The organism is Enteractinococcus fodinae (genome assembly GCF_031458395.1).
Lineage (GTDB): Bacteria > Actinomycetota > Actinomycetes > Actinomycetales > Micrococcaceae > Yaniella > Yaniella fodinae.
Map to the genome: position 1 here is coordinate 1,775,600 of NZ_JAVDYJ010000001.1, position 13,168 is coordinate 1,788,767.

The following is a 13,168-nucleotide window of genomic DNA, read 5'->3' on the forward strand; positions in this document are numbered from 1 at the left end:
CCCGGCTTATGGCGACGTCCGGGCGTGTTCGAGTTGTTGTAACAGCGCCTCAAGGATCGGACGATCCGCTGGAATCCATTCCAAAGCATGCAATTGCGATCCGTTGAGCCCGACCCATTCCAGCCGGTCGTGTTCAATCAGTGGGGCTGGCTGCCCTGCGGTAATGACCGCGGTATAGACGTGCATGTTCATGCCGTTGTCTAGCCGCCATCCGTCCTGTGCAGGGGCGACTACTAGGTCCTGGATGGCAATTTCCACGCCGAGTTCTTCATACACCTCGCGACACAGCCCAGCTTCAAAGGACTCGTGCTCTTCTACTTTGCCCCCGGGAAATTCCCAGAACCCGGCCAACGACTTAGGCGCCTTTCGCCGAGCTGCAAGCAATTTGGTGGGTTGGTGCGCACTGTCGAGAATGGCTGCACCGACCACGATGGGTCGCGACGATGAATGTTGCATGCTTGATAGCCTAGCGGCTCGTACCTCGTCGGCTTGGGATATCACGTACCGCGCTGCGATGACCGCGATACTGGCCGCTCTGTGAACTCGACCCAGGATATATTTCAGATTTGAAATACTTTTCCAGTCTCGCTACACTAGAGAGTAGTTAATTTTTGAAGGATTATCCGTCAGTAGGAGAAAATAATGCAGTTTGGCATATTTACCATTGGGGATGTCACCCCTGACCCCCATACGGGACAGGCCCCGACAGAACACCAGCGCATCTTGGACACGGTGAAAATCGCCAAGCATGCCGAGCAGGCCGGCTTTGAAGTTTTTGCCACCGGGCAACACCACAACCCGCCCTTCGTGGCGCCTGGCAACCCACCGGTGCTGTTGTCCTATCTCGCCGCGCAAACCCAAGATTTAATCCTTTCGACCGCCACCACGCTTATCACCACGATGGATCCAGTGCGCTTAGCTGAAGACTACGCGTACCTCCAACACTTGGCCGATGGCCGAGTGGACCTGGCTATGGGTCGGGGGAACACCGGTCCGGTCTACCCGTGGTTTGGTAAAGATATCCGCCAAGGCATCCCGCTGGCAGTGGAAAACTACAATCTGCTATACCGCTTATGGCGCGAGGAAGAGGTGGACTGGGAAGGCCGCTTCCGCACGCCCTTACAGCAGTTCACCGCTACTCCCCGTCCACTCGACGATGTTCCGCCGTTTGTATGGCACGGCTCCATTCGTTCCCCTGAAATCGCCGAGCAAGCCGCATATTATGGTGACGGGTTCTTCCACAACAATATTTTCTGGAATAAAGAACACGTGATCCAGATGGTGCAGCTCTACCGGCAACGCTACGAGTACTATGGGCACGGCAAGGCGCATCAGGCCTATGTTGCCCTAGGTGGCCAGGCGTTTATGCGGGAGAACTCTCAGGATGCATGGAACGAGTTCCGGCCCTATTTCGATAATGCGCCCGTATATGGACACGGTCCGACGATGGAAGACTTCACGAAAATGACTCCGCTCACGGTAGGGTCGCCGCAACAAGTTATCGAACGGACGCTGGAATTTCGCGACTGGGTTGGTGATTACCAGCGGCAGATGTTCTTAATTGACCATGCTGGTTTGCCGACAGAAACCGTTTTGGAACAAATCGACCTCTTTGGCGAAAAGGTGCTGCCGGTGCTGCGGGAGGAATTTGCGAAGAATCGTCCAGCGGATGTTCCAGACGCCCCGACTCACGAATTCCTAAAAAACCGGCACGCCGCGGGGAACGCCCCGATAGCCGGCGGCGGCGAGGGGTCTCAAGCCCACGCCGATCGGCAGAAGGCCAAAGAAAACGAAACAAACTAACGGGACGACCGAGTATACTTACCCTCTGGGGGGGCGTGGAGATCATGGATACAGCATTCGAATCGACGGATCCGTTTACCCCGGATACCCGTCATATTGCGGTGGTCGCTGCGGGTCTGAGCGATCCGAGTTCCAGCGCGATGCTGGCGAAACACCTCAGTGAAGCGACGGCTGACGCATTGGCCGAAGATGGGTATCGTCCAGTCGTACATCATTCTGAATTACGTGAGGTCGCCACCGACATCGCGGAATCGCTGGTGACATTTAGCAGATCAGAGAAACTATCAGAAATGATTGCCGAAGTTGAGCAAGCCGACGCAATCATCACGGTTTCACCGGTCTTCAAAGCATCTTATTCGGGTTTATTCAAGTCTTTTTGGGATCTCATAGACAGCGATGCCCTTCGAGGGGTTCCCGTCCAACTGGGTGCCACCGGTGGCAGCCCTCGCCACTCGCTGGTCATTGATAATGCCATGCGCCCACTCTTTTCCTACTTGCGCATGCGCGTCATGCCCGTCGGGGTCTATGCTGCCACCGAGGACTGGGGAGCCGCCGACAGCTCCCACAGTAGCGAAGACCCTGACTCGAATGCGGCATACCTCAGCCGCCGCATAACCCAAGCTGGTCAAGATCTTGCCGAGGTAACCGCCCGTATGGATCCGCGGCCACGTCGTGCACCCTCACAGCCTAAGGATTTAGAGGTGACTCCATTTGACCAACTCCTTCACGGAACTGACTGACGATCAACTACAGCAACCGCTCGGACCGGCGTTCCGAGTGTATTTTGAAACAACCGCGCGCTTACTAGATCGGTTGGAGAAACGCCTCAAGCAGCAGGTCGGTCTGACCCTTAGTGAATACAACACGTTACTCTTACTCTCCGAAGCGCCCCATGGGCAAATGCGGATGGGGCAACTGGCAGAAGCGATCGTGTTTTCACCGTCTCGCTTGACCTATCAAGTCAAGGTTATGACCGATCGGGGTTTAGTAAATCGAGTGAAATGTCCCGAAGACGGCAGGGCCTGGCAGGCTGAGTTAACTCCGGAAGGCCGTACGTTGTTCCGTCGCGCCTCGGTCATTCATGCGATAGGTGTCAAAGAGTTATTTACTGATGTCGTTTCCGAGGAACAGCTGATCCAGCTGCATCACATCTTTTCTCAAGTATCGCAAAACCTGGATGACGTGCCCGAAGATTAACCTACTCGGCGGCACCCAAAACTAATTCGACGGTGTCGGCACGCTCATTGAGTAGTGGTTGATCAGCGATCAACGATTGCAACGTGGCGAGCAGCAGCTTGTTTCCCACCGTGTCGTTGGGGTCGTGCGGTGTTGCGACTAATGCCAGTTCGGGTCCGGCTCCCCCACCGGGGATCACTTTGCCGTCGGCGGTTTGTGTTGCCACACCGCGACCGGGGGCCATTGCCAGTTGGGCTAAGCCTGGGATGAGGTCTGTCAGGCTCGAGAGTTCTTCAGCGATCTGGACATCCTCGTAGGAGGGTGTCCATTGTTGTTGCTGAGCGAGGGCATACACTCCAGGCCGACGGACCACATATGTAAGGTTGGCGCCCGGATCGACAACCACCAGCTCATTGCCTTCATCGACGGCGCTGAGACAGGCACGTGGCATCCATACAGCCACCGGCCGTGCGTCTTTATGCCATGCTGTCAGCTTCGGAATAGAAGTGAAGACCGGTAGCGCACCGCGCCCATCGGCTGACTTCAAAGACACAAGTGCTACATCGGCTTCCTTATCGGATTCCATCGTGTGCTCATGTCCGTGCTCATCACGGTGGGTGTGCGTCGAAGTTTCCGCCACAGTAGGGACCACAGCGGCGAAGACACGGATGGCTTCCAGCACCTTGAAGACATCTTTTTCATCCGCTTCTCCGGCAAGCAGTTTTTGACTGACCTTGGTCCACCGCTCGTCTTCTAGCCCATCGTCCGTGTCGAATGCGTGCAGCGGATTCTTCGAGCCGTCGATGCCCGGACCGGTGAGATCGCGGCCTTGCCAACTGGTACCGGCCGAGTCCGCGGGACGACCGAAGGCATCCCGGTTTTGGCGGGCCAGGTTGCGATCGATGGCTGCTTGAATGTGTCCGGGCAGTTGTGGTTGGTCTTTCATAAAGCCTTAGGAGTCATCGCCTGCGGGAGCGGAGGCTACATGGAGCGCTTCTTGCAAGGTAAATTGCCCGGCGTAGAGGGCTTTGCCAATGATCGCGCCTTCGATCCCTTGATCCACCATGGTAGACAGTGTGGCTATATCATCCAGCGTGGAAATGCCTCCCGAAGCGATAACGGGTTTGCCGGTGTGTTCGGCGATTTTCACCAACAGTTCGGTATTAGGGCCGGTGAGCGTACCGTCTTTGGTGATATCTGTTACGACATAGCGCGCACAGCCAGCCTCTTCCAGGTGGCCGAGCACATCCCACAGATTGCCGCCTTCTTCCACCCAGCCGCGGGTCGCGAGCTTTTCACCACGCACGTCGAGTCCGACGGCGATCTTATCCCCGTATTTTTCGATCACTTGCGCGGTCCACTCCGGGTTTTCTAACGCAGCGGTGCCAAGGTTCACACGGGTAGCTCCCATCGCCAAAGCTTCGTCGAGGGAAGCATCGTCACGTAAGCCACCGGACAGCTCAATTTTGATACCGAGTTCTCCGGTAATACGGCGAATGATTTCACGGTTGTTGCCGTGGCCGAAGGCTGCATCGAGATCGACTAGGTGCAACCATTCTGCACCGGCTTTTTGCCATCCGATCGCCGCATCGAAGGGATCACCGTAGTTTGTGGCTGTGCCGTATTCGCCCTGTACGAGTCTGACGGCTTGACCGTCTTGTACATCGACTGCGGGTAAGAGTTGTAAAGGTGTGGTCATGATTCTCCGTAACTATTCGGCCCAAGGGATGGTAAAGAATGCGGCGATGACGGCCATCACTGCCAAAATCACAAAGGCAATCCGTGTCCACACGGGAGCCTGTTGACGATGCAGGGACCAAGCGCCACCTAATAAGATGCCACCCAGCGCCAGCAACAGAGTCGACCACCAAGGCATTAGAACGATCCTAACCAATTCTTCAGCAGGGTCAGGCCTGCGCGACCTGACAATTCCGGGTGGAATTGCACGCCCGCCAGCGGCCCGTTTTCTACCGCTGCCACGAAGTCGGCATCGTGATGAGCCCATGAGACCTGTGGTGGAACCATCGCTTCGTTGCCCTGATCAAAATTCCAGTCGAGCACACCGTAAGAATGTGAAAAATAAAAGCGTTCATCGGTGAGCCCGGCGAACAGCGCGCTGTCAGCCACGGGCGTGACGTGACTCCACCCAATGTGGGGCACGGCTTTGGTCGGCAACTTCTTGACGGTGCCTGGCCATTCTCCCATGCCCTCGTGCGACCCGAACTCTTCCGAGCCGTCAAAGAGGATCTGAAATCCTACACAGACTGCCAATACCGGGCGTCCGCCGGCCACGCGCTGCCCAACCCAGCGCAGGATACTGCGATCCTGCATGGCCGCTTTACTCGCTGCGAACGCGCCATTACCTGGCAAGATCATGCCGTCAGCCTCGAGCAGTTCTTGGCCCTGGTCCGTCAAAACCACCTTGGCACCGCAGTGCTCTAGGGCGTTTGCTAACGAACCGAGGTTGCCGATGCCGTAATCAGCTATTGCGATAGTTGGAACCTTGGTTGGCACTACAGCGCACCCTTAGTGGAGGGGATGCCCTCAACGCGAGGATCTTGTTCGATGGCTTGACGCAACGCTCGGGCCAATGCCTTGAACTGCACTTCAACGATGTGGTGCGGATCGCGCCCACGCAGCAGGTCGACGTGGACGTTAATGGCCGCGTGGTGGGTGAAGGACTCGAAAACGTGCCGGGTCATGGCACCGGTGAAATGTCCACCGATGAGGTGATACACCTGCGCTTCGGATTCGCCTTCGTGAAGAAAATATGGCCGACCTGACAAATCCACCACGGCCCGTGCCAGCGCTTCATCCATCGGGATGGTGGCTTCGCCATACCGGCGGATGCCGCGTTTATCACCCAGAGCAACTTTGAACACCTCACCCAAGGTAATGGCGACGTCTTCGACCGTGTGATGGACATCTACGTGGATGTCACCGGTGGCTTGGACCGTCAGATCCATCAAGGAGTGCCGGCTCAGAGCATCCAGCATGTGATCATAAAATGGCACTCCGGTGGAAATCTTCGACGTTCCGGTACCGTCGAGGTCGAGTTCAACGTAGACATCCGATTCCGAGGTTGTTCGTTGCATCGACGCTTTTCGACCAGAAAGTAATTCTGCTGCCATAGCGGTGCGGATACTCCTTATTCGGCGGTTGTTCGGTGCAGCTCTTTATTGTAGTCGCACCATGCTGGACGAAATGTTGTTATGCGCCGATTACTTCCCGCAGCGCAACCAAAAACGCCGTGGTTTCTTCTTCTGTTCCGGCGGTGACCCGAAGATGGTGCGGGATGCCAACGTCCCGGATTAATACCCCGCGGTCTAATAAGCCCTGCCAAACAGCATGGGCATCGTCAAACCAGCCGAAGAAGACGAAGTTTGAATCCGAGATCGCAGGTTGGAGACCCATCTGCCCCAACTCTTCGACGATTCGGTCGCGTTGGGCCTTAATCTGATCCACGGTTGCCAGCAGAACGTCCACGTGTTGCAATGCAGCGTTGGCTGCTGCCTGCGTAATGGCCGACAGATGGTAAGGCAACCGCACTAGACGTAATGCATCGGTCACCTGTGCAGAAGCGGCCAAGTACCCCACCCGCGCACCAGCAAGCGCGAAGGCTTTAGACATGGTGCGAGAGATAATAAGACGTTCGCGTCCCGGTAGCAATGTCAGTGCCGAACGGGTGCCTTCCAGCGCAAATTCTTCGTACGCTTCGTCGACCACCACCATGGTATTGAATTCTTCTCCCGCCTCGTAGACGGCTTCGACCACATCGAGTCCTAGTGCCGTGCCGGTCGGGTTGTTGGGCGAACACAGGATCACAATGTTGGGCTGGTTGTCTTTGACCTGCTGAGCGGCTGATTCGGGAGTCAGCGTAAAGTCTTCTTGCCGAACGCCATGAATATATTGGGTGTTGGTGCCTGAAGCTAACAGCGGGTACATCGAGTAGGTGGGCGGGAAGCTCAGCACCGTGCGTCCTGGTCCCCCAAATGCCTGCAATATTTGTTGTAGGACTTCATTCGAGCCATTAGCAGCCCAGACGTTGTCTTCGGTCAGTCCGTGACCGAGATATTGGGCTAGTCGACGGCGCAGCTCGGTAAATTCGCGATCGGGATAGCGGTTGAGTGACGTCGCAGCGTGATGGACGGCCTCCCCAATGGCATCGACAACCACCTGCGGTACCGAATGCGTGTTCTCATTGGTATTGAGCAAGTGCGTTACTTCAAGTTGGGGTGCACCGTAGGGGCTTTGTCCGCGTAGATCGTCGCGGAGAGGCAACGCCTCAAGAGCACTGGTTTTGGCTTCGTCTTGCTGATTAGTCACGGCAATAGCATAGCGGGCAGCCGACCCCTTGCTCTGCGGGTGACGCCACAATGCGAGCCTAGTTATCCACCGGCACAAACAAGGTCTGTCCCACCTGCAGTTCTGAGCTCTCAAGATCGTTATAGGCCACAATGTGTTCCATGACTGCAGTGTGATCCGATTCCTGCGCGATCCGAGATGATATATCCCATAGTGTGTCGCCGGGTTGAATCAGGATTTGTTGATAGGTGTCGGGCTGGATACCTTCCGCCGCCATGGCTGGAGGGACGGCCGGCCGGGCCGAAGCTAACAGCATACAAGCTACGACGAGCATCAGGACCAGGCCTGTCAGCACGAGCTTGCCTTTGGGCGTGAGGTGAAGTTTCTGTGTGGTGTTGTGAATGGTCGAGTGTCGCATCGAACCCACCTTCTTCTGTCTGACCGGGAAACTGCTGTATCTGTATTGAAGCAATCGGGTAGGACAGGATAAGAAGTGGTCGCGTTACGGTGTTGGAGCTATGAAATAACCTTGCACAATGGAGCTGAGTCGCAGAAACACGCCACTGCTGGTGGTTACCAGGAGTGGGTTAGAGGTCAGCGGATAGTCTGGTCAGGCTTTGCAAGACCTGGTCCAGCGAGCGCGTCGACCAGAAGTCCGGCATGGAGGCCCGTAGGAATCCGCCGTACCCTGCAGTTGCTAGTCGGGAGTCCAGCACTGCTACGACGCCTCGGTCCGAAGTGGAACGAATGAGGCGGCCTGCTCCCTGGGCCATACGCACTGCGGCGTGTGTAGCGGATACTGCCATGAAGCCATTGCCACCGCGTTGGCTGATGTGACGAGCTCGTGCTGAGGAGAGCGGATCGTCGGGGCGCGGAAATGGGATACGGTCGATCGTGACAAGACGTAGGGCGTTTCCTGGCACATCAACGCCTTGCCACAAGGTGAGGGTGCCAAAGAGACAAGCTGTGGGATCGTCAATAAACTCTTCGATCAACCCGGATAGGGTGGCTTCGCCTTGGACGAGAATGTTCATCTGGTCGCCAAAACGTAGGCGCATCTCGTCTGCTGCTGATTTTGCCGCGCTGCGCGAGGAGAACAGACACAGTGCGCCGCCGCGGGAAGCATGCAGGAGCTGCTCGAGACGCTCGTGAGATTGTGCTGTGGGTTGCGGCCCGGGTTTGGGCAGATCATCGGCGACGTACAAAATACCCTGTTTGGGGTATTCGAAAGGACTGCCCACGTCTAACGTTTGGTATTTCGCTCCCCCGTTGAGGGTGAAGCCGAGATCACCGGCGATCGCATCGAATTTCCCGCCGACAGTGAGCGTGGCCGAAGTCAGAATGGTCGTGGTGTCGTCTAAGAGTTTGTCGCGGAATTTCCCCGCGATCGATAGTGGCGCCGTGTAAAGCAACGGCGCAGAGTTCGGATCGGCTTCTATCCAACCTTGTCCGGGTTCAAAATGCGAGGGCCTCGTGGCCCAAACGACCGTGCTTCCTTGTGGCTGTGAACCGGCCGTGAGAATTTGGTCGGTGGTTTCCAGAATCTCCGTCAGGCGATTTTTAACTAACTGACGTTGGGAGTCTTCTGTGTCGGTTCCACCGGAACCTTTCAGATCGCTAATCATCTGGCGGGTTTCGTTGTGCACTGTTTCCAGGGCGTTGAGCTGTTGCTCGTTGAGACCTTGAGCAAACCACCCCGACGGTGCGGTCACAAACGCCGCCTCAAGCGCTGCCGCCGCATCGGTGAGATCCGATGCAACAACAGCTGCCTCTTGTCTGGCTTGTTTGGCCACCGTGCGAATCATCGGACCTGACAGGTGCAACGTCACAGCTGACGTCACACGGTCGGTGAGTTCATGAGCCTCATCGATGACGATCGCATCCGCTTCGGGCATGAGGTTGAGATCCTCGAAGGCCGCGATGGCGAGCATGGCATGGTTGGTCACGACAAGGTCCGCCTTACCGGCTGCCTCACGGGCAAGTTCGGAAAAGCATTCTTCAGCAAACGGGCATTTCGAGGCGCCAATACATTCTCGAGCGGTCACGGAGACCTGCCGCCAGGCATCATCCGTGACGCCGGGTTTGAGGTCGTCACGATCACCGGTGTCGGTTTCTTCGGCCCATTCGCGCAGTCGCACCACTTCTTCACCCAATTGGGATAGCGGTTGACCGGTGACATCGGTGGTCGCGAGCAGACTGTCATCTTCTGCCGGGGTCGCGGCACCATGAAGCTTATGCTTGCACACGTAGTTGGCGCGTCCCTTGAGGAGGGCAACATCAACTGCGCGGGGCAGTGAGGGACCCAACGTTTCGAGCAGGCGCGGCAGATCACGTTTGATGATCTGGTTTTGCAATGCCAGAGTGGCGGTGGCGATGATGACCGGCGATTCGCTCCCCAAGGCATACTCCACTGCGGGAATCAAATACGCCAAGGATTTCCCGGTGCCTGTGCCGGCCTGGACGAGCAGGTGGGTGCCGGATTCCAAGGCCTTGGTGACTTCGGTGGCCATTTGTCGTTGACCAGGACGGTCCTGACCGCCCAGGGCGTCAACAACATCAGCCAACCATTCGGTGACTTGTGTCTCCGCTTGGCTGGCTGTCGCTGTGTCTACCGGTTGATTACCGGACATAACTTAGGTAGTGGTCCTTATCCTCGGGGTACACCAGCACGGTCATCGCTGTGCCTTCTGGCTCGTAACTTTCGGCCAGGATTTCGGTGTCATCCGAGTGTAACTGGTGGACGATCTCTCCATCGGTATATGGCACCAAGAGATCCAGATGGACGCTTGGTCGGGGCAGCCGCTCCGCGATGGCTTGTTCAAGTTCTTCGAACCCTTCACCGGTTGCAGCCGAAACGATCACAGCGGTCGGGTACCTTCTGCGTAGTCGAGCCAATACCAACGAGTCGGCAGCATCTGCTTTATTGAAGACCACCAGCTCCTGGATACCGGCGATGTCGGTATCACCAAAAACCTGATGCACGGCTTGAATTTGGGCTTCAGGTTCTGGGTGCGAGGCGTCGACCACGTGCAGGATCAAATCCGACTCGTCGACTTCTTCCAAAGTTGAACGGAAGGCTTCGACCAACTGCGTTGGAAGTTGCCGGACGAAACCCACGGTATCCGACAGCGTATAGGCCACGCCGTCCGGTGTTTCAGCGGCTCGGACCGTTGGGTCCAGCGTGGCAAATAGCGCGTTTTCTACGAGCACGCCCGCCTGCGTCAGACGGTTTAGTAACGAAGACTTGCCAGCGTTGGTGTAACCGGCGATCGCGACCGACGGGATTTGGTTGCGACGACGACGCGCGCGTTTCGTCTGTCGAGCGTTCTCCATGTGTTTGATGTCGCGGCGGAGTTTGGCCATCCGGTCGCGAATGCGGCGCCGGTCTAACTCGATTTTGGTTTCACCGGGACCGCGTGACCCGATCCCGGCACCACCGGCGGCTTGACCACCGGCCTGACGCGACATCGACTCACCCCAACCGCGTAGTCGCGGCAGGAGATACTCTAATTGCGCGAGCTCAACTTGCGCTTTGCCCTCTTTCGATTGGGCATGTTGAGCAAAAATATCAAGAATCAGCGCGGTGCGGTCAATAACTTTGACGCCAACCACATCTTCAAGGCCACGGCGTTGCGATGGTGCCAACTCGGTGTCGAGAATCACGGTGTCCGCACCGTTGTTTTGCACGATCTCGGCGAGCTCACGGGCTTTGCCGCGCCCCAAAAAGGTCGCGGGATCGGGCGCATGCCGGCGTTGAATAATGCCATCGAGCACGGTTGATCCGGCCGTATGCGCCAGTGCGGCTAATTCCTGAAGCGAGTGCTCAGCTTCCGTCATCGTGCCTTCGGTCCATAACCCGGCCAATACCACCTGTTCGAGCCGCAACCGACGGTATTCGACCTCAGTGACGTCATCGAGTTCGGTGGATAGCCCTTGTACTCGACGCAGCGCGTGACGCTGTTCTAGATCGAGCTGGTCACCGTCATAAACAGTATGGTTTGATCCCCCGGCGTCTAATGCTTGCGCGCCCGTTGGGGCGTCGATCGCGCTGCTGTGCGATGGTTTCGCGTTATCGGCCGACAGGATCCGATCGATCAGCGTCTTGACTTGCTCATCAACCTGACGATCAGTGGGTTCGTTTGAGGTGACCATTTTCTCCTTGTTCAGAAGCAGTATTCCTTACGTTGTAGTATTTCACAGTCGCGCTGCGTATGCCTATGGATATAAACTTTCCAGTGCTAAAATTCAGCGTTTTTTGATCCAATATCATCTACTCAATACAACATTGAATGGGGTGGTTATATTCCGCCGCCACAAGGACTGCATCGGTATGGGGCGTACTAGACTACAAGAACGATGAATGAGCATTATTTTTCTTCTACCCCCTCCGGGGATGCCCGTCACCGGACCCTCGATGTGGAACTAGCGGGCCGATCTGTTCAAGTGCAGACTGCCGCGAGTATCTTTTCTCCAGACGGACTTGACCGTGGGACCAAGGTGTTATTCGATGTCGTGCCGCATCCACCGTCCACCGGAGAGTTCTTAGACCTTGGCTCGGGTTGGGGCCCGATCGCGCTGACGCTTGGGTTATTATCGCCTGAAGCGCGCGTGACTGCTGTAGAGGTGAATGAACGCGCAGCAGAGCTGACCCAAGCCAACGCTGCGCGGTTAGGTTTGCACAATATTGACGTGCAGCACCCTGAGGCTATTGCCGCCGATAAGGGATTTGATCTGATCTGGTCGAACCCGCCCATTCGTATTGGTAAAGCGGCCCTGCACGAGCTCCTGTCGCGGTGGCTACCCACCCTCAACCCAGGCGGTCAGGCGTGGCTGGTAGTGGCCAAGAAACTTGGTGCTGATTCACTGCTCCCGTGGATCACTGACATGTTAGAAGCAAAGGCTCCGGGCCAGTTTGTTACAGCACGCGCCGACAGTATGAAGGGTTTCAGAGTATTGCGTATTGATCGGCACTAGAAGCGACCGAAAAATACCGCTGGCACTCTCGTAAATGTGGAGAGCCTGTGGTGGTCGTGAAGTTGAACCACCATCTGACCAAGCGGGGTCTTGACGTTCCATAAATTTAGCTGTTGCAGACCCGACCACTGTTGAAACGACACCGCTGCAGCTGCCGTCGCGGCTGCGAGGTCGTGATGATGGTTGGCTTCGCCAGAGTAGCGCATGATGAGTTGCCCCATCCCGCTGTCGATGAGTGGGTCTTGTGGCGTCACAAAACTCACACTGGTGGGTTCCTCCACCGCGGGTTCGATCGATGGTTGTTGGGTGAGGTCGATGGATTCGAGCTCTTCGTATGATTCGATGGCTATGGTGATGTGGTTGTGATGGATGCGTATGCTCAATCCTGGCCGCGGATCGGTCAGCCCGGCCGTCATCACGAGCGCATCGGAACCCACGGCTGTGGCGGTGTCAGCGTAAGCATAGGACCATTGGCCAATATCTACCCCTATATATGCCGGGGTGTAGACGGTGGTGACAAACTCCGCGTTGGTCCGGAACACGTGGTGGCTCGTATCTTGAACATCGATGATCTCAAGCGCAGCCATCACGCTGGTGGCTGCTCGTGCCGCTTCGGTCATATCGTCCATCATGGCCCCGTCGGCTCGCCAAGCTTCTAGGTGATATCGCATCGTGGGGTGTTCGACTGTTTTGTCTATCGCAGTCATTGCGACTACCCCTGTGGCGCCGACACCATTGCGACGGTCGCACAGGGCGATGATCTGATCTTGCGTCAGAGTCGCTGACACCGTGTCATCGTTGAACACGATCCAATCGCCGGCCGGGCCGGTTACTTTTATGAAACGTGAGCCAGCTAGCGTCTCACGAAGAGATCTTGGCACGGGCGGTTGTGGAGGGGTCATACTGCCAG

General features: G+C 56.7%; 15 protein-coding genes. 4 read left to right on the top strand and 11 right to left on the bottom strand.

The window, feature by feature from the left end; translation table 11 throughout:
• Positions 1–6: 6 nt before the first annotated feature.
• Positions 7–456 carry a (deoxy)nucleoside triphosphate pyrophosphohydrolase gene (locus J2S62_RS08230; RefSeq protein ID WP_310173504.1) on the bottom strand — a complete coding sequence of 150 codons (450 nt, stop codon included), beginning with the start codon at positions 454–456 and terminating at the stop codon, positions 7–9.
• A 186-nt stretch (positions 457–642) separates the two neighbouring features.
• Between J2S62_RS08230 and J2S62_RS08235 the strand changes: the two genes are divergently transcribed.
• The 3 genes from J2S62_RS08235 to J2S62_RS08245 are packed head-to-tail and all read left to right on the top strand — an operon-like array spanning position 643 to position 3,000.
• A complete protein-coding gene (locus tag J2S62_RS08235; protein WP_310173507.1) occupies positions 643–1,803 on the top strand; it encodes an LLM class flavin-dependent oxidoreductase in 1,161 nt (386 codons plus the stop codon).
• Between the two features lie 44 nt (positions 1,804–1,847).
• On the top strand, positions 1,848–2,543 hold the full coding sequence (locus J2S62_RS08240) for a CE1759 family FMN reductase (RefSeq protein ID WP_310173509.1): 696 nt from the start codon (positions 1,848–1,850) through the stop codon (positions 2,541–2,543).
• Positions 2,515–3,000: a MarR family winged helix-turn-helix transcriptional regulator gene (locus J2S62_RS08245; RefSeq protein WP_310173511.1), complete on the top strand. Its 486-nt coding sequence runs from the start codon at positions 2,515–2,517 to the stop codon at positions 2,998–3,000. The genes J2S62_RS08240 and J2S62_RS08245 overlap by 29 nt, the downstream gene beginning before the upstream one ends.
• A 1-nt stretch (position 3,001) precedes the next feature.
• Here J2S62_RS08245 and J2S62_RS08250 read toward each other — a convergent pair whose 3' ends face one another.
• From J2S62_RS08250 to hflX, 9 genes are all read right to left on the bottom strand, one after another.
• Complete coding sequence (locus J2S62_RS08250) at positions 3,002–3,925, bottom strand: SseB family protein (RefSeq protein WP_310173513.1); 924 nt, start codon at positions 3,923–3,925, stop codon at positions 3,002–3,004.
• Between the two features lie 6 nt (positions 3,926–3,931).
• Positions 3,932–4,678, bottom strand: coding sequence for a bifunctional 1-(5-phosphoribosyl)-5-((5-phosphoribosylamino)methylideneamino)imidazole-4-carboxamide isomerase/phosphoribosylanthranilate isomerase PriA (priA, locus tag J2S62_RS08255; protein ID WP_310173514.1), 747 nt, complete (start codon positions 4,676–4,678; stop codon positions 3,932–3,934).
• Between the two features lie 12 nt (positions 4,679–4,690).
• On the bottom strand, positions 4,691–4,855 hold the full coding sequence (locus J2S62_RS08260; protein WP_310173517.1) for a hypothetical protein: 165 nt from the start codon (positions 4,853–4,855) through the stop codon (positions 4,691–4,693).
• Entirely contained in the window at positions 4,855–5,493 is a 639-nt protein-coding gene (gene hisH / locus J2S62_RS08265) for an imidazole glycerol phosphate synthase subunit HisH (protein ID WP_310173519.1), read from the bottom strand. Before hisH ends, J2S62_RS08260 begins: the two co-directional genes overlap by 1 nt.
• Entirely contained in the window at positions 5,493–6,110 is a 618-nt protein-coding gene (hisB, locus tag J2S62_RS08270) for an imidazoleglycerol-phosphate dehydratase HisB (RefSeq protein ID WP_310173521.1), read from the bottom strand. The genes hisH and hisB overlap by 1 nt, the downstream gene beginning before the upstream one ends.
• A 79-nt stretch (positions 6,111–6,189) precedes the next feature.
• Positions 6,190–7,305, bottom strand: a complete 1,116-nt coding sequence (locus J2S62_RS08275) for a histidinol-phosphate transaminase (RefSeq protein WP_310173524.1) — start codon at positions 7,303–7,305, stop codon at positions 6,190–6,192.
• Positions 7,306–7,363: 58 nt separating this feature from the next.
• Positions 7,364–7,702: a LysM peptidoglycan-binding domain-containing protein gene (locus tag J2S62_RS08280; protein ID WP_310173526.1), complete on the bottom strand. Its 339-nt coding sequence runs from the start codon at positions 7,700–7,702 to the stop codon at positions 7,364–7,366.
• A 169-nt stretch (positions 7,703–7,871) separates the two neighbouring features.
• Positions 7,872–9,914 (bottom strand): ATP-dependent DNA helicase, encoded by a 2,043-nt coding sequence (locus J2S62_RS08285; protein ID WP_310173528.1) that lies wholly within the window; start codon positions 9,912–9,914, stop codon positions 7,872–7,874.
• The gene (hflX, locus tag J2S62_RS08290) at positions 9,904–11,436 is read right to left on the bottom strand and encodes a GTPase HflX (protein ID WP_310173530.1); all 1,533 of its coding nucleotides are present in this window, start codon (positions 11,434–11,436) and stop codon (positions 9,904–9,906) included. The genes J2S62_RS08285 and hflX overlap by 11 nt, the downstream gene beginning before the upstream one ends.
• Positions 11,437–11,640: 204 nt before the next feature.
• Between hflX and J2S62_RS08295 the strand changes: the two genes are divergently transcribed.
• Positions 11,641–12,258 (top strand): class I SAM-dependent methyltransferase, encoded by a 618-nt coding sequence (locus J2S62_RS08295; protein ID WP_310173532.1) that lies wholly within the window; start codon positions 11,641–11,643, stop codon positions 12,256–12,258.
• Here the strand turns inward: J2S62_RS08295 and J2S62_RS08300 are convergent.
• Entirely contained in the window at positions 12,255–13,160 is a 906-nt protein-coding gene (locus J2S62_RS08300; RefSeq protein ID WP_310173535.1) for a diaminopimelate epimerase, read from the bottom strand. The two genes, J2S62_RS08295 and J2S62_RS08300, sit on opposite strands and share 4 nt — an antisense overlap.
• Positions 13,161–13,168: the final 8 nt, after the last annotated feature.